This window comes from Micromonospora nigra, assembly GCF_900091585.1.
Classification (GTDB): Bacteria; Actinomycetota; Actinomycetes; order Mycobacteriales; family Micromonosporaceae; genus Micromonospora; species Micromonospora nigra.
Map to the genome: position 1 here is coordinate 5,483,175 of NZ_FMHT01000003.1, position 15,892 is coordinate 5,499,066.

Here is a 15,892-nt window from a genome sequence, read left to right on the forward strand (position 1 = left end):
ACGATGCCGCGAACGCGGCCTGGACGCAGCCTGGTGTGGCGCAACACCTTGGCCGGTTGGTCGTTCATCCTGCCCAACTTCGTCGGCTTCGCCGCGCTCACGCTCGTGCCGGTCGCCGTGCTGTTCTACGTCTCCTTCACCAACTGGAACGTCTTCGGCGTGGCCGAGTGGACCGGCACCGCGAACTTCCGCCGGATGTGGGCCGACGCGAGTTTCTGGACCGCGCTGCGCAACACCGTCTACTACACCGTCTTCCACATCCCACTGACCCTGGTGGCCGCGCTGGGCCTCGCGCTGCTGCTCAACCGCAAGCTCCGTGGCGTGCGGTTCTTCCGCACCGTCGCGTTCTTCCCGTACATCACGTCGATCGTCGCGATCGCGGTCGTCTGGAACCAGTTGTTCAGCCCCGAGTACGGGCCGGTCAACGCCCTCCTCCGCACGGCCGGGGTGGGCGACCCGCCGGGCTGGACGACGTCGGGGGACTGGTCGATGCCGGCGGTCATCATCGTCGGCACCTGGCGGTACATGGGCTACTACATGCTGCTCTTCCTGGCCGGCCTGCAGACCATCCCGGCCCAGCTCCACGAGGCGGCCCAGATCGACGGCGCCAACCCGTGGCAACGGTTCGTGAACGTGACACTTCCGGGGCTGCGGCACACCACGTTCTTCGTCACCGTGATGCTGACCATCGAGAGCTTCAAGGTCTTCGACCTCATCCTGGTGATGACGCAGGGCGGCCCTGGTCAGTCGACCTTGGTGCTGTCGCACTACATCTACCAGAAGGGCTTCGTGGAGAACCAGTTCGGTTACGCCTCGGCGGTCTCCATCGTGCTGTTCGCCATCTGCTTCGGCGTCACGGTCATCCAGTTCCTGATCAACAAGCGGGGGAGCAGCTGATGACGGCGACCGACCTCTCCGCGCCGGCCCCGACCAGCACCCTGCCGGGCGGCAGCACCCCGGCCGGCCGACCCGTGCCGCCCCGGGCCTGGCGGCTGGCCGGCTACGCCGCCCTCGTGCTCGCGGCGGCGCTGCTGCTGCTGCCGTTCTACTGGATGGTGATGTCGTCGTTGAAGACCAACAACGACGTCTTCACCATCCCGATCAAGTGGCTGCCCGACGAGGTGGTGTGGCGCAACTACGTCGACATCTGGCAGCGCTCCGACATGACGACGTGGCTGAGGAACACTCTCCTGCTGTCGGTCATGGTCACCTTCCTGCAGGTGTTCACCGGCAGCTTCGCCGCGTACGGTTTCGCCCGGATCCGCTTTCCCGGCCGCAACCTGCTGTTCCTGGCGTACGTGGGGACGATCGCGGTGCCGTGGCAGTCGTACATGATCCCGCAGTTCATCCTGATGTCGAAGCTGCAGCTGTCGAACACCCTCTGGTCGATCGTCGCGCTACAGGCGTTCGGTGCGTTCGGTGTGTTCCTGATCAAGCAGTTCTACGAGACCATCCCGGAGGAACTGAGCGAGGCGGCCCGGGTCGACGGGCTCAGCGAGTTCGGCATCTACCGGCGGATCATGCTGCCGCTGTCCCGTCCCGCCCTGGCCAGTCTGACGCTCCTCACGTTCGTCACCACCTGGAACGACTACCTCGGCCCGCTGATCTACCTGCGCAGCCCCGACCTGCGCACCATCCAACTGGGGCTGAACACGTTCATCTCGCAGTACAACGCCGAGTACGCGCTCATCATGACCGGCTCGGTGCTGTCCGTGCTCCCGGTGGCCGTCATCTTCCTGCTCGGGCAGCGGTACTTCATCGAAGGTATCGCCACCACCGGACTGAAGGGCTGACCGATGAACCCGCCTTCGCGCCACGACACCATCACCGCCGTCGTCGACGGCGTCTACACGGCACTGGTCAGCAACATGCTGCTGGTGGTCGGCTGCCTGCCGCTGGTGGCCCTCGCGTTCACCACCGACGCCGCGCGGGCCTGGCCGCTGTACGCACTGGCCGCCCCGCTGTGCGCGCCGGGCCTGTGCGGCGTCTTCGCGGTCATGTCCGACTACTCGTCCGGCAGGGCCGGCGGGGTGCTACGCACGTTCGGCCGTGCCTGGCGGGCCACCGCCCGCCCGGCCGTGCTCTGGGCCGCCGCAGCCAGCGCCGTCCTGGTCGTCCTCGGTGTCGACGCGTACGCGCTGTGGGGCCACCGGGCCGGTGCGCTCACGCTGCCGATCCTCGCCGTGCTGGCCGTGCTGACCGCCGCCACCGCACTGCTCGGTCTGGTGACCATCGCCGAGCGGCCCGCCGCGCGGCTGCGGGACGTGGCCCGTGCCTGCGCGTACCTGGCGGTGCGCCGCTGGTACCTCACCGCCGCGTCACTGCTGGTCCTGGCGTTGCTGGCGCAGCTCTTCGTGGCCCGTCCCGCGATCGCACTCGGCGTCGCCGCCGCGCCGCTGTGGTACGTCGTGTGGTCCAACAGCCGGTACAGCCTGCGGGCCGCGCTCGATCCACCGACGATCGCGGCCCCGAGCACCTGAACCGCGCCCCTTCCGGCGATCGAGCCGGGACGCCGACGACACACCTGCCCGGCACGGCCCGTACGAGCGAGGGAGAACAGCATCCATGACGGAGACCGACGTCCGTCCCAGCCCAGACGCCGAAGCGACGGCGGCCGCGGTGACCGCCGCGATTCGCACCATCGAGGCGAACATCGACACGTTCGGCGCGCGGTACCCCGCGGACACCACCGTCGCCAACCGCTACCCGCTGCGACCACCGACCGCCGGCCAACCCGAGGGCGCCAACGTCGGCTGGACGACCAGCTTCTGGCCCGGGATGTTGTGGCTCGCCCACGACCTGACCGGCGACGAACACCTTCGGCGAGCAGCCCTGTCACACGTGGACAGCTTCGTCGACCGGGTGCACGGCGGCATCGACCTGGACACCCACGACCTCGGCTTCCTCTACACCCTCGCCTGCGTCACGGCGGCGCGGCGCACCGGCGACCGGCGGGCCCGGGAGGCAGCCCTGGCCGCCGCCGACCACCTGATGACCCGCTTTCTCGAACCGGCCGGCATCATCCAGGCCTGGGGTGACCTGGCCGACCCCCGCCAACGTGGCCGTACCATCATCGACAGCCTCATGAACACCCCGCTGCTGCACTGGGCCAGCCAGACCACCGGCGACGACCGCTACGCCGCCGCCGCCCGCCGGCACGCCGCCCAGCTGCGCGAGCACATCCTGCGCCCGGACGGCACCACCTTCCACACCTTCTACTGGGACCCGGACACCGGCGTACCGCTGCGCGGCGAGACCGAACAGGGCCACGCCGACCACACCTGTTGGGCCCGCGGGCAGGCCTGGGGCATCTACGGCTTCACCCTGAACCACCGGTACACCGGTGACCCCTCGCTGCTGGTCGCCGCGACGACCTGCGCGGACCACTTCCTCGCCCGGCTGCCGGCCGACCACGTCGCCTACTGGGACCTGGAGTTCGGCGACGGCAGCGGTGAGGAACGCGACAGCTCCGCCGCCGCCATCGCCGCCTGCGGCCTGGCCGAACTCGCCGGCAGCGTCACCGACCCGACGCGTGCGGAGGGCTACCGGGTGCGGGCCGGGCGGATCCTGCGCTCCCTCGTGGACAACTACGCCAGCGCCGGCCCTCAGGTCTCGAACGCGCTCCTCCTGCACGGCGTCTACGACAAGCCCAAGGGCATCGGCGTCGACGAGGGCACCCTCTGGGGTGACTACTTCTATCTGGAGGCCCTCACCCGCGCCACCATCCCCGGCTGGACCAGTCCCTGGTGACCCGCCACCACGACCCGGAACCCGGAAAGGTGACCATGAACCACCGATACCACTGCACCATCCCCGCCGCCGACGGCCGCAACACGCTGCCCTTCAACCCCTGCCGTCTGCTGGACTTCACCCTGCTGAAGCTGTCGGCCGGCCAGTCGTGGACCGGCGAGTCCGGCGATCGGGAGATCCTCGCGGTCATCCTCGGCGGCACCGCGGACCTCACCGTCGCCGACCACCACTTCCCGCAGGTCGGCCGGCGTGCCGACGTCTTCTCCGGCAAGCCGCACTCGGTGTACGTCCCAACCGGGGCCACCGTCACCGTGGAGGCGGTCACCGACGTGGAGATCGCCCTGCCCAGCGCTCCCAGCGACCTGGCCACCGACCCGTACGTCATCACACCGGAACAGGTCGTGGGCGGGCGCTGGGGAGCGGCCAACTTCGGTCGGACCTACCACCAGATCCTCACCGAGATCTCCCAACCCGACCTGCCCGCACGCCGGCTCATCGTCGGCGAGACCTACACGCCGTCCGGGAACTGGAGCACCTACCCACCGCACCGGCACCGGGTCGACGACCTGCCCGCCGAGGCCGCGCACGAGGAGATGTACTACTACCGGGTCAACCCGCCGAACGGGTTCGGCATCAGCCGGGTCTACACCGACGACGGGTACGAGGAGAACGTCACCATCCGCGAGCACGTGATGCAGATGATGCCGGAGGGTTACCACACCGTCGTCAGCGCACCCGGCTACACCACCTACTTCCTGTGGTTCCTGGCCGGCACGCAGCGGACCCAGGGCGCCCGTGAGGACGCCGACCTCGCCTGGGTCGGCCAGACTGTTCCGACACTGCGCAGCCTGGGCCTGTGACCATGGTCCTGGACGCCTTCCGCCTCGACGGGCGGGTCGCCCTCGTCACCGGCGCGAACCGCGGCATCGGTCGCGCCGTCGCGACCGCGCTGGCCCAGGCCGGCGCCGACCTCGCCCTGCTGGGCCGCACCGACCCCGCCGAAACGGTCGCCGTCGTGGAGGCGCTCGGCCGGCGGGCCCTGGTCGTACCCGGCGACCTGGCCACCGCCGGGCCGGACCAGTTCGCCGACGCCGTCGAGTCGGCCGTGGCGGAACTCGGCCGCCTCGACATCCTGGTGAACAACGCGGGCATCATCCGCCGAGCCGCCGCCGTCACCCACCCACCGCAGGACTGGGCGGCCGTGCTGCGCGTCGACCTCGACGCGGTGTTCCACCTGTGCCAGGCGGCCGGTCGGATCATGCTCGACCAGGGGCACGGGAAGATCATCAACATCGCGTCGATGCTGTCGTACCAGGGTGGTGTCCGGGTGCCGTCCTACACCGCCGCCAAACACGCCGTCGTCGGGCTCACCCGGGCGCTGGCCAACGAGTGGGCCGCCCACGGCGTGAACGTCAACGCGATCGCGCCCGGCTACATGGCGACCGACAACACCGCGGCTCTGCGCGCCGACCCGGACCGGGAACGTGCCATCCGCGACCGTATCCCGGCCGGCCGCTGGGGCGATCCCGAGGATCTCATGGGTGCCGCGGTCTTCCTCGCCTCCGACGCCGCCCGTTACGTGCACGGGGCCGTCCTCGCGGTGGACGGAGGCTGGCTCGCCCGATAGGAGTGTGCGCAGCGTGGAAGGCGATCGGCTGTTCAGCGCCCAGCGGCAGGAGCGCCTGCTCGCCGAACTGCGCGGGCAGGGCGCGGTACGGGTCCGCGACCTCGCCCGGGAGTTCGGCGTCAGCGAACTCACCATCCGGCGTGACATCGCCGCACTCGCCGAACGGGGCCTCGTGTCGAAGGTCCACGGCGGTGCCACGCTGCCACCCCACAGCAACACCCTCAGCCAGCCCCGACAGGCGCCGCTCCGCTTCACCATCGGCATGGTCGTGCCCTCGCTCGACTTCTACTGGCCACCCGTCGTGGCCGGCGCGCGCGCCGCCGCGGCGGCGCTCGGCGTCACCATCCAACTGCGCGGCTCGAGCTACGACCCCGACGAGGACCGCCGCCAGATGAGCCGTCTCGTCGAGGCGCAACAGGTCCAGGGTCTGTTGCTGGCGCCGAGCCTCAACGGCGACGACGCCGACGAGATCCTCGAATGGATCGGCCACCTGCCGGTCCCGACCATCCTCGTCGAACGCCAGCCACGTCGGTGGACGCCGACCACCCGGCACATCGAGTGGGTGCGCAGCGATCACTGCCTCGGCCTCGAGATCGCGATCTACCACCTCCGGCAGCAGGGGCACCGACGGATCGGGCTCGTCGTCGCGCAGGGCAGCCCCACCTCGGTCCACCTGCGGCAGGCCTGGCAGACCGCCGCCGCCGATCCCCGAACGTCCGGCGTCCTGGCCATGCAGGAGACCGTCACGGCGCCCGGGCAGCGGGACGTCATCGTCCGCATCCTCCGTGACTGCCGACTATCCAAGATCACCGCATTGATCGTCCACAGCGATCCCCATGCCATCGCGGTCGCCCAGTTCTGCGCCGAGTTGGGCATCACCATCCCCGGTGATTTGGCGATCGTGTCCTACGACGACGAGATCGCCCACCTGGCCGATCCCGCGATCACCGCCGTCCGGCCGCCGAAGAGCCACGTCGGCCGCCTTGCCGTCGAACTCATGGTCTCCCGCCTCCTCGACGGTGACCGTCGGCCACCGCACCGGGTGCTGCTCGCCCCCGACCTCGTCGTCCGCGGTTCCTCGCTGTCTCCCACGCAACGGCACTAGCCGGCAGGAAGCGGTCGCCGACGACGTTCAGAAATGTACGTTCATGGATGAGTTGGTTCGGATTGTGGCGCTGCGGTTCGCGGTCGATTACCAAGGTGTCAACCCGGTGTGAACCGTCATCGGTCGGCCGTGGGTGGCACCAGGTCCGAGTGTGTCGCTCCGCCGCCGTCCGCCCACGGAAGGACGAACGTAGTGAGACGCAACAGACGGCTCCTGTCGCTGGTCGCAGCGCTCGCCCTGGCCGGATCGGCGGTCGTGGCAGTGACCGCCGCTCCGGCACAGGCGGCGCCGGTCACGATCCCGAACGGCACGCAGTTCACCGACACCTACGGCAACGCCCTGCACGCGCATGGCGGTGGTGTGCTCAAGGTCGGCGGCTACTACTACTGGTTCGGTGAGAACCGCAACGCCGACAACACGTTCCGGGCGGTGTCCGTCTACCGCTCCACCAACCTGCGCGACTGGGAGTTCCGTAACAACGTGCTGACCCAGTCGTCGGCGGCGGAGCTGCGGGTGGCCAACATCGAGCGGCCGAAGGTCATCTACAACGCCGGCACGGGCCGGTACGTGATGTGGATGCACAAGGAGAACGGCACCGACTACGGCGAGGCCAGGGCTGCCGTCGCCTCGTCGGCCACGGTGGACGGGGACTACACCTACCATGGCAGCTTCCGGCCGCTGGGCCACATGTCGCGGGACATCACGCTCTACAACGACGGCGGCACCGCCTACATGCTCTCGGCCGCCGACGAGAACCGCGACCTGCACCTCTACCGTCTCACCGCCGACTACCTCCAGGTGGCCACGCTGGTCGGCAACTTCTGGAACGACGCCAGCCGCGAGGCCCCGGCCCTGTTCAAGCGCGGCAGCACCTACTTCCTGCTCACCTCGGGCCTGACGGGCTGGAACCCGAACCAGGCGAGGTATGCCACGGCGCCCAGCATCTCGGGTCCGTGGACCACCATGACCAACGTCGGTGACTCGACCACCTTCCGCTCCCAGTCGACCTTCGTGCTCCCCATCCAGGGCACTTCGACGACGAGCTACCTCTACATGGGCGACCGCTGGGCCGGCGCCTGGGGCGGACCGGTCAACGACTCCCAGTACGTCTGGCTGCCAATCACCTTTCCATCCGCCACGACGATGAGCCTCACCTGGTATCCCACCATCACCGTCGACACGGCCACGGGCACCATCACCGGACAGGCGCCGGCCTACCACCGCATCACCAACCGCAACAGCGGCAAGGTGGTCGACGTGCTGGACATGGCCGTCACCGACAACGCCGAGGTCAAGCAGTGGTCCTGGAACGGCGGTGCGAACCAGAAGTGGGAGTTCCGCGACGCCGGCAGCGGCTACTTCCGGATCGTCAACCAGCACAGCGGGAAGTGTCTCGACGTCGCCGACGCCTCCACCGCCAACCACGCCAACGTCATCCAGTACGGCTGCGGGAGCGGCACCAACCAACAGTGGCAGTGGGTCGCCACCGGCAGTTACCACCAGCTACGCGCCCGGCACAGCGGCAAGTGTCTGGACGTGGTGAGCAGCGGCACCGCCGACGGCACCGACATCACGCAGTACACCTGCGGAAGCGGTACCAACCAGCAATGGACACGCACCCAGTCCTGACACCGCCGTCACCCGTGCCGAGCAGGACCCGGCGAGGACGCCCATCGACGCTCGCGCCCCAGCCCGTACGGGTGGCGGTACCGACGAGCACGTCTGCCTTCCTGGCGGGCAACGGTCGGCTACTCGCGGTCAGCGCACGGGTTGCCATCCGGGCACGATGCGTCTCGGCGCCGGTATCGGCACACTGCGATACCAGCCCAGGTCAGCATCCTCGACTACCGTACCCAGACCGGGAATCTGCACGGCCTCACCGTAGTCGGTGGAGCCGCCGCCCGGCGGTACGCGCGTCGGCCGAACGTGGGATCGCGGCGCGGCGAGGGTCACGACCTGTTGCGCCCGGGTGCGTATGCGGCCAGCACCCGGGCCACGACCCGTTCGGCGAAGGCTCGGTCGACGGTGGCGCCGCCGACGGCACGGCGGTGGAACAGCGGCCCGGCGAGCAGGTCGAGCACATCGAGCGGGTCCGTCCCTTCCGCCAGTTCCCCTCGGGCGATGCCGCGTTCGACGACGCGCAGGATCACCTCGTGCCGGGCCTCGGCCTCCCGTCGGTGCAGTGCCGCGAAATCCCGGTCGCGTTCGGCGGCGTCGATCAGCGCGAACCACAACCCGGCCGCCGGGCCGTCTGACAACGCCGAGGCCAGCCCACCGACCAGTTCGACGAGGTCGCCGTGGAGGCTGCCGGAGTCGGGATCGGTGGGCGGTCGGCGGACGCTGGCGAAGGCGTCGAGCACCAGATCCGCCTGACCGTTCCAGTGCCGGTAGATTGTCGTCTTCGCCACGCCGGATCGCTCCGCGACGGCCTCGACCGTGGTGCCGGCGACGCCCCGTTCGACGAGCAGTCGCAGCGCGGTGGCGATCACGACGGTCCGGGTACGCCGTACCCGAGGGTCCGTCACCCCGCTCACCCGGTCACCGCCTCGCGTTCGCTCACCCTGTCGACGTCCGCCACAGGTCCCGATTGTCGTGCACATACTCTCGCAGGGTGCGAGGCGGGCGACCGAGCAGGCGCGGCAGCGTGGGATCGACCGCTGCTGCCTGCCCCCGTCGCAGCCCGGTGTGCAGGACGGTCTGCACCAGGGCCTGCACCAGGGGAGCCCCGCGCCGACGCAGGTGGCGCAGGTAGCCGGCGACTGTGGCGGGCTGGTAGCGGACCCGTCGGCCGAGAGCCTCGGTGAGCAGCGCCGCGACCTGATCGAAGTCCAGCGCCTCCGGGCCGGTCAACGTGTATCCGGCCCCACGGTGCGCGTCCGGATCTGCGAATACGACGGCCGCGGCATCGCCGAGGTCACGGGTGTCGACGAACGCGGCCCGCCCGTGGCCGGCGGGCAGGTAGATCCGGTCGTCGTCACGGATGTCGCGGCGGTAGGCATCGGCGAGGTTCTGGGCGAAGAAGCCCGGACGCAGGACGGTGTACGGCAGGCCCGACGCGCGCAGGTGTGTCTCCACCCGGTGGTGGGGCAGCACCTTGTTGCGGTCAGCGCCGGTGACGGAGGAGAACACGACATGATCGACGCCGTGCCGGGCCGCCGCATCGACGAGCGCGTTGAGGGTCGGTCCGACCCGGGCGATCTGCGGCGGCCTCAGCAGGAACAGCCCGCCCGCGCCCGCGAGCGCCGCGTCAAAGGTGCTCGCGTCGTTCAGGTCCAGCCGTGCTACCGGTACGCGCGGGAAGGTTTCGCGCAGCCGGTCAGGGTCGATGCCGGCCACCCGCACCGGAATCCCTGCCACCTGCAGCGACCGGGCGACCGCGCCTCCCACGTTGCCTGTCGCGCCGGTCACCAGCACCGGGGCGTTCATCGCACACCACCAGAAACATCGAGGTAGACCAGGGCCAGTCCCTCGCGGCGCGCCGCCTCGGCCAACTCTTCGTGGGTGGGCGTCCTGGGCACGTTGATTCGAATGCCCATGCGCCTGCCGGCGCGCCGGTGCCCGACCGCCTCGATCAGGTGGCGGTAGGCCGTCGCGACGCGATCCGGGTCCTCGACCAACTCGGCGCGAGCGGGGCGCCGCCTGCCCAGCAGCGTCACCGCCACATCTGGACGCCCGCGTAGGTTGACCCGCCATGGCGAGTTCGTCAACACCAGCAGCCGGCCGTCGCCGGCTGGCCGGTAGGCCACCGGAAACACCAGGTCGCGGCCCGTACGTCGCCCCGTGACGTGGAGCAGGAGCAGATGCCGTCCGACGCGCCCCGCTCGGGACGGCTCGGACAACAGCCAGCGGATGACCCGGTTGACGACGCGGTACGGAGCCTTTGGTGGACGAACCCGCTGCACTGCCGGTCGTGAGGTGGTTGCCATACCCCCACCATAACGCTACGGATGCGTAGCGGAAAGCGCGTGAACGGCGGCGACAAGGCTGGTGGCAGCGCATCGGCGGCAAGTACGCCACCTACGTCGCGTACGAGTCAGACGCCGTCGAACTCAGGAACTTCGAGCCGATGCCGGATCCGGTCCGAGGCATCGCTGCGGACGGAGGTCGGCGGCCCGGACATCCTGCGCGAGCAGCTCGACCACCTGGTCACGATCGGCCGGCTGCCCAACGCCGGCACGTTCGCCGGCCACGGCGATGAGCACGAACTGCGCCGCGCCTCGCAGACGACGGGCGCTCGGGCAGCCCGTGACATGATGACGCCCATGGGGAATCAGCAGGACGTCGGCGGACCCGACCGTCACAGTGGGTCAGGTGCCGTCGCGGACGGTGCGACGGGTGGCAGCGTCGATGCGCGGCTCGCCCTCGCGCAGGACCCCACGACACCACAGATGACTCTCATCGATCTGGCGTCCGACCCGTCGGCCGTGGTGCGCAAGGCGGTCGCGACCCGCACCGACGCGCCTGCGCAGGCACTGCGCCCGCTGACCCGGGATCATGATCGCAACGTCCGGGAGGCCGTGGCGAGAAACCCCTCGACCTCGGTCGGTAATCTCCTGCGGCTGGTCAAGGACGCCGACCGGTGGGTCCGCTGGGCGGTCGCCGGCAACCCGGCCTGCGACGAGTCGGTTCGCCGGGTGATGGCGGAGGCGTCCGACAAGGAACTCCGCGGTCTCCTCGCGGAGACGCGCGAGCTGGAGCCCGAGCTGGCCGCGCTGCTGGTCGACGACGCGTCACCGGAGGTACGGGAACGACTCGCCACCCACACCCACGACCCCGACGTGATCACCGCCCTGATGGCCGACCGCACCGCGCGCGTACGCAAGGGGCTGGCCCGTAATCCGCGGACCACCACCGCCCAGCGCAGCGCACTCGCCCAGGATCCCGTGGTGGACGTCCGCGCCGCGCTGGTGCTCGCGGTCGAGTTGGACGAGGCGGATCTGCGACGCCTGGTCGACGACCGGTCGGTGCAGGTGCGGATGGCGATGGCGACGTCGGAACTGGTCCCGCCGCACATCCGGCAGGCGCTCGAACGCGATCCCGACGAGATGGTGGCCGGCGCGGCGCGGGACTTCCGCCCCGGGGGCGGTAGCTCCCCGGTGGTACGGACTCCGCGCATCGGTCACCGCGCCTCCGGGGGCGGCCGGGGTCGACCGGGCGGCGCCCGGCGCTGAGGCCGGCGAAGCGGCCGTCATCCGTTCGCAGTCCCTGCCGTAACACCAGCTCGACGGGGGTGGCGCTGTTCGCGCTGCTGTTGTCGTGCCCGCCGGATCGGCACGCTCGATCCGGCCCCGGCGTTACCCGTGACCGCTTCGTCCCGGGGGCGAACGTGAGCCGGATGGAGATCGGATCCAGCAGGCGCACCCGCTCGCCCTGATAGCTCTCGCGCGCGACGCCGACTACCGTCAGATGTATCGGTTCGATACATCTGACGGTTGGGCGTGATCGGCGAGGTGGCGACGATGAGGCGGGTCGACTACGACAGGGAGCAGTACCAGAACTACCCGCGCGGCCGGGCGCTGACCGAACAGCAGTCGAGGGCGTGGCTGAACGCCTTCGCAGCCGCGCTGCCCGAGCGGCGTCCGCTGGTGGGGTTGGACGTCGGCTCGGGGACCGGCAGGTTCACCCCTGCGTTGGCGCGTGCGTTCGGGCCGGTGACCGGGGTCGAGCCGTCGGTCCGCATGCGCGAGGTGGCGCAGGCGCAGTCCCCACACCCCGGTGTGCGGTACCTGGCGGGCTCCGCCGAGGACATGCCAGTGTCGTCCGGGAGCGCCGACTACGCGCTCATGTTCCTGGCCTGGCACCACGTCCAGGACAAGCCCCGAGCGGTTCGGGAACTGGCCAGGGTGGTCAGGCCGGGCGGGCGGCTGCTGCTGCGCGGAAACTTCAGCGACCATCACCCCGAGCCGTGGTGGCTGGACCACTTCCCGCGTGGCCTCGAGGTGGACACCGCGCTGTTCCCGCCGCTGCACGAGGTCATTGCGATGTTCACGGCGGACGGTTGGCGCGTCGCCAAGTTCGACATGGTGACCCACCCGACCGACGAGACCCGCACCGACATGCTCGAGCGGCTGCGCTTGCGCACTCTCTCGTTCTTCGCCCAGCTCAGCAACGACGAGGTGGAGGCCGGCCTGCGCAGCATCGAGAAGACGGTGGCCGCCGACCCCGACGCCCCGTCGCCCGCGCTGTCCGAGCCGATGCTCACGTTCGAACGACGGCGGTGATGTTATCGATAACACGGAGGCTCTCGAGGGGGCGTTAGTTGCCTTGACTTGGCGGGCCGGCAGCCGGTCCGGTCTCACCGGCTGCGGGTTGTCACTGTTCAGTGGCGGTAAGCGTCTCTGCCCGCTCGCGCTCCTCTGCTGTCGAACCTGACGCCGGGGCGTCCCGCGCCGGGTGCCTTGACACGTATCGATGTTATCGATGACACTCGGGCGGACGATCTGAGTAACACGGCGGAAACGCTGCGGCAACCAGAGGAGCCTCCATGACGCGAACAGCTTTCCGTCGCGTGGCCGCGTACCTGGTCGCGGCATGTGTCGCGGTGACCGCGGCGCTGGTCGCCACCCCCGCCCAGGCGGCCAACCCGATCGTGAACCGCTTCGCCGCCGACCCGTCGATGCTGGTCGCCAACGACCGGATGTACATCTACGCCACCGACGACCAGGGCAACAGCGGCACCTACTGGGACTCCGACGCGTGGCGGGTGTACTCGTCGAGCAACCTGGTCGACTGGACCGACCACGGCGCGCCGTTCGCGGTCGGCGGGTTCTCCTGGGCGAGGCAGTACGCGTGGGCACCGTCCGCGGTGCGCCGCAACGGGTACTACTACCTCTACCTGCCGGTTGACCGGACGAAGATCGGGGTAGCGCGGAGCACCTCACCCACCGGCGGCTTCAGCGATCCCCGCGGCACCCCGTTGATCGAACGCGGACGCGACGCCAACACCGGCGAGGAACCGATCGACCCGGCCGCCTTCGTCGACGACAACGGACAGGCCTACCTGTACTTCGGCGGTGCCCGCGCCCCGAAGGTCGTCCGGCTGAACGCCGACTTGACCTCGACCTCCGGCGCCATCCAGAACATCACCATCAGCGGCACCGGCAGCGGCACCGCCTTCGGCGAAGCCGGCTTCGTACACAAGCGCAACGGCCTGTACTACTACTCCTACTCCACCGGCTGGCCCGGCCGGATCGCCTATGCCACGGCCACCAACCCGCTCGGGCCGTTCACCTACCGCGGCATCGTGCTGGATTACACCAACAACAACACGAACCACCACTCGATCGCGGAGTTCAACGGTCGCTGGTACATCGCCTACCACCGCAACGACCTGCCAGGCAGCAACAACTTCCGCCGCTCGCTGGCCATGGAGTACCTGACCTACAACAGCGACGGCACCATCCGCCCGGTCACCCAGACCAGCGTCGGCGTCGGAACACCCACGTCGCCGGCCAACCGGCTGCAGTCGTACAACTTCACCGACCGGTACGTGCGGCACGTGGACTACGACGCCCGCATCGACGCGAACGTGAGCCCGCTCGCGGACTCGCAGTGGCGGATCGTGCCCGGCCTGGCCAGCTCCGCCGACGGCAACGTGTCGCTGGAGTCGGTGAACTTCCCCGGCTACTACCTGCGTCACGCCAACTACGACTTCGTCCTGGCGCAGAACGACAACAGCGCCACCTTCCGCGCCGACGCGACCTTCAAGCGGGTGCCCGGACTGGCCGACGCCGCCGCGGTGTCGTTCCGGTCCTACAACTTCCCCGACCGCTATTTGCGCCACTCCAACTACCTGCTGCGGCTGGACCCGATCACCGACGCCACCGGCCGCGCCGACGCCACCTTCCGGATCACCAGCTAGGGGAGGGCATCCAACCCATGTCGAAATCACTGCACCGGCTGAGCGCGGTCCTCGCGGCCGTCTGCCTGTTGTTCACCACCTGGGCGGCGGTGACGCCGAAGAAGGCCGCCGCCCAGGACCCGTTCACCGGCTACCTGATGGCGCACTTCACCGGGGAGTCGTCGACAGGCCAACAGATCTACCTCGCCCACAGCACCGACGGCCTGCGATGGACCGACCTGAACAACGGCAGGCTCGTGCTGAACTCCACGGTGGGCACGCGAGGCGTACGCGACCCGGCCCTGGTCCGCTCACCCGCCGGTGACCGCTACTGGATCATCGCCACCGACCTGTGCATCGGCTGCGGCCAGGACTGGTCGTCGGCCATCAACAACGGCAGCCGCAACCTCGTCGTGTGGGAATCCACCGACCTCGTCACCTGGTCGGCGCCGTGGCTGCTCAACGTCGCGGGCCGCATCCCGGACGGACGCAACGCGTGGGCCCCGGAGGCCGTCTGGGATCCCGCGACCAACGACTACGTCCTCTACTGGGCCACCAACGTGCCGCACAACGGCGCCACGAAACACCGCATCTACGCGGCACGGACCACCGACTTCCGCACCATCACCACACCGCAGTCCTACATCAGCCGGCCCGGGACCCAGGAGATCATCGACACGCAGATCATCGAGCTGCCGGCCGGCACCGGCTCCCACCGTTACCTGCGCGCCTCCCGTGACGGTCAGATCACCATCGAGGGCAGCAACACCATCCTCGGCACCTGGACCCACCTGGGCAACCTGTCGGGCATCGGGCTGACCGGCAGCCAGGTCGAGGGCCCGATGTGGACGAAGTTCAACAACCGCAACGAGTGGGCGCTCTACCTCGACCAGTACGCGTCCGGACGCGGATACCTGCCGGTGCTGACGACCAATCCCACGAGCGCGGGTTCCTACCGGCTGCCGGCTTCCGGGTCGTACGGCATGGGCGGCACCCGGAAGCGCCATGGCTCGGTGCTCAACCTGACCGCCGCCGAACAGAGCCGCGTGCTGGGCCGGTGGGGCAGCAACACGCCGGTGAACCGCATCCAGTCCTACAACTACCAGGACCGGTACGTGCGACACGTCGACTTCGACGTGCGTATCGACGCCAACGTCAGCCCCGCGCAGGACGCGCAGTTCCGGCTCGTGCCCGGCCTGGCCGCCAACTCCGGCCACGTGTCGTTCGAGTCGGTCAACTACCCCGGCTACTACCTGCGCCACTACGGCTTCGACTTCCGGCTCGAGGCCAACGACGGCAGCGCGGTGTTCGCCGCGGACGCCACCTTCCGCCAGGTGGCCGGTCTCGCCAACTCCAGTTGGACGTCGTTCCAGTCCTACAGCCACCCCGACCGGTATCTCCGGCACAGCGACTACCTGCTCCGGCTGGACCCGATCACCGACGCGCAGGGCCGTAGCGACGCCACCTTCCGGGTAACTTCGTAGCACTCGCCGCGACTTCTCCGGACGGCCGGTTCCCCGGCTGCTCGGCCGACACGCGGGGGCAGGGCGAGCTCCCACGCCGACGGGCC

Annotated in this window: 15 protein-coding genes; 12 read left to right on the plus strand and 3 right to left on the minus strand. The window is 69.8% G+C overall.

Annotated elements, in window-relative coordinates; translation table 11 throughout:
* Positions 1-3: 3 nt before the first annotated feature.
* The 8 genes from GA0070616_RS24145 to GA0070616_RS24180 all read left to right on the plus strand — a co-directional run bounded on the left by GA0070616_RS24145 (position 4) and on the right by GA0070616_RS24180 (position 8,111).
* Entirely contained in the window at positions 4-897 is an 894-nt protein-coding gene (locus GA0070616_RS24145) for a carbohydrate ABC transporter permease (protein WP_245712874.1), read from the plus strand.
* Positions 897-1,793, plus strand: a complete 897-nt coding sequence (locus tag GA0070616_RS24150) for a carbohydrate ABC transporter permease (RefSeq protein WP_091087746.1) — start codon at positions 897-899, stop codon at positions 1,791-1,793. The genes GA0070616_RS24145 and GA0070616_RS24150 overlap by 1 nt, the downstream gene beginning before the upstream one ends.
* A gap of 3 nt (positions 1,794-1,796) precedes the next feature.
* Complete coding sequence (locus GA0070616_RS24155; RefSeq protein ID WP_091087747.1) at positions 1,797-2,480, plus strand: hypothetical protein; 684 nt, start codon at positions 1,797-1,799, stop codon at positions 2,478-2,480.
* A gap of 85 nt (positions 2,481-2,565) precedes the next feature.
* Positions 2,566-3,750: a glycoside hydrolase family 88 protein gene (locus GA0070616_RS24160; protein WP_091087752.1), complete on the plus strand. Its 1,185-nt coding sequence runs from the start codon at positions 2,566-2,568 to the stop codon at positions 3,748-3,750.
* Positions 3,751-3,785: 35 nt separating this feature from the next.
* A complete protein-coding gene (gene iolB, locus GA0070616_RS24165) occupies positions 3,786-4,610 on the plus strand; it encodes a 5-deoxy-glucuronate isomerase (protein ID WP_175440191.1) in 825 nt (274 codons plus the stop codon).
* Between the two features lie 2 nt (positions 4,611-4,612).
* On the plus strand, positions 4,613-5,377 hold the full coding sequence (gene kduD, locus GA0070616_RS24170) for a 2-dehydro-3-deoxy-D-gluconate 5-dehydrogenase KduD (RefSeq protein ID WP_175440299.1): 765 nt from the start codon (positions 4,613-4,615) through the stop codon (positions 5,375-5,377).
* A gap of 13 nt (positions 5,378-5,390) precedes the next feature.
* Positions 5,391-6,482 (plus strand): substrate-binding domain-containing protein, encoded by a 1,092-nt coding sequence (locus GA0070616_RS24175; protein ID WP_091091512.1) that lies wholly within the window; start codon positions 5,391-5,393, stop codon positions 6,480-6,482.
* A 192-nt stretch (positions 6,483-6,674) separates the two neighbouring features.
* Positions 6,675-8,111 (plus strand): RICIN domain-containing protein, encoded by a 1,437-nt coding sequence (locus GA0070616_RS24180; protein WP_091087756.1) that lies wholly within the window; start codon positions 6,675-6,677, stop codon positions 8,109-8,111.
* Between the two features lie 320 nt (positions 8,112-8,431).
* Here the strand turns inward: GA0070616_RS24180 and GA0070616_RS24185 are convergent, their stop codons facing one another.
* The 3 genes from GA0070616_RS24185 to GA0070616_RS24195 are packed head-to-tail and all read right to left on the minus strand — an operon-like array spanning position 8,432 to position 10,408.
* Positions 8,432-9,016 carry a TetR/AcrR family transcriptional regulator gene (locus GA0070616_RS24185; RefSeq protein ID WP_245712875.1) on the minus strand — a complete coding sequence of 195 codons (585 nt, stop codon included), beginning with the start codon at positions 9,014-9,016 and terminating at the stop codon, positions 8,432-8,434.
* A 22-nt stretch (positions 9,017-9,038) separates the two neighbouring features.
* Complete coding sequence (locus GA0070616_RS24190) at positions 9,039-9,908, minus strand: SDR family oxidoreductase (protein WP_091087763.1); 870 nt, start codon at positions 9,906-9,908, stop codon at positions 9,039-9,041.
* Complete coding sequence (locus GA0070616_RS24195) at positions 9,905-10,408, minus strand: nitroreductase/quinone reductase family protein (RefSeq protein WP_091087766.1); 504 nt, start codon at positions 10,406-10,408, stop codon at positions 9,905-9,907. Before GA0070616_RS24195 ends, GA0070616_RS24190 begins: the two co-directional genes overlap by 4 nt.
* A 462-nt stretch (positions 10,409-10,870) precedes the next feature.
* Here GA0070616_RS24195 and GA0070616_RS24200 point away from each other — a divergent pair, with 462 nt between their 5' ends.
* From GA0070616_RS24200 to GA0070616_RS24215, 4 genes are all read left to right on the plus strand, one after another.
* Entirely contained in the window at positions 10,871-11,653 is a 783-nt protein-coding gene (locus tag GA0070616_RS24200; protein WP_091087770.1) for a hypothetical protein, read from the plus strand.
* Positions 11,654-11,941: 288 nt separating this feature from the next.
* Positions 11,942-12,703 (plus strand): class I SAM-dependent methyltransferase, encoded by a 762-nt coding sequence (locus GA0070616_RS24205; protein ID WP_091091514.1) that lies wholly within the window; start codon positions 11,942-11,944, stop codon positions 12,701-12,703.
* A gap of 263 nt (positions 12,704-12,966) precedes the next feature.
* Positions 12,967-14,343 carry an AbfB domain-containing protein gene (locus tag GA0070616_RS24210; protein WP_217628230.1) on the plus strand — a complete coding sequence of 459 codons (1,377 nt, stop codon included), beginning with the start codon at positions 12,967-12,969 and terminating at the stop codon, positions 14,341-14,343.
* Between the two features lie 17 nt (positions 14,344-14,360).
* Complete coding sequence (locus tag GA0070616_RS24215) at positions 14,361-15,806, plus strand: glycoside hydrolase family 43 protein (RefSeq protein WP_091087774.1); 1,446 nt, start codon at positions 14,361-14,363, stop codon at positions 15,804-15,806.
* Positions 15,807-15,892 lie beyond the last annotated feature (86 nt).

Bases quoted from the DNA above. Each gene is read 5' to 3' on its own strand.
- GA0070616_RS24145 (WP_245712874.1), top strand. From the start codon at position 4: ATGCCGCGAACGCGGCCTGGACGCAGCCTGGTGTGGCGCAACACCTTG.
- GA0070616_RS24150 (WP_091087746.1), top strand. From the start codon at position 897: ATGACGGCGACCGACCTCTCCGCGCCGGCCCCGACCAGCACCCTGCCG.
- GA0070616_RS24155 (WP_091087747.1), top strand. From the start codon at position 1,797: ATGAACCCGCCTTCGCGCCACGACACCATCACCGCCGTCGTCGACGGC.
- GA0070616_RS24160 (WP_091087752.1), top strand. From the start codon at position 2,566: ATGACGGAGACCGACGTCCGTCCCAGCCCAGACGCCGAAGCGACGGCG.
- iolB (WP_175440191.1), top strand. From the start codon at position 3,786: ATGAACCACCGATACCACTGCACCATCCCCGCCGCCGACGGCCGCAAC.
- kduD (WP_175440299.1), top strand. From the start codon at position 4,613: ATGGTCCTGGACGCCTTCCGCCTCGACGGGCGGGTCGCCCTCGTCACC.
- GA0070616_RS24190 (WP_091087763.1), bottom strand. From the start codon at position 9,908: ATGAACGCCCCGGTGCTGGTGACCGGCGCGACAGGCAACGTGGGAGGC.
- GA0070616_RS24195 (WP_091087766.1), bottom strand. From the start codon at position 10,408: ATGGCAACCACCTCACGACCGGCAGTGCAGCGGGTTCGTCCACCAAAG.
- GA0070616_RS24200 (WP_091087770.1), top strand. From the start codon at position 10,871: ATGACTCTCATCGATCTGGCGTCCGACCCGTCGGCCGTGGTGCGCAAG.
- GA0070616_RS24205 (WP_091091514.1), top strand. From the start codon at position 11,942: ATGAGGCGGGTCGACTACGACAGGGAGCAGTACCAGAACTACCCGCGC.
- GA0070616_RS24210 (WP_217628230.1), top strand. From the start codon at position 12,967: ATGACGCGAACAGCTTTCCGTCGCGTGGCCGCGTACCTGGTCGCGGCA.
- GA0070616_RS24215 (WP_091087774.1), top strand. From the start codon at position 14,361: ATGTCGAAATCACTGCACCGGCTGAGCGCGGTCCTCGCGGCCGTCTGC.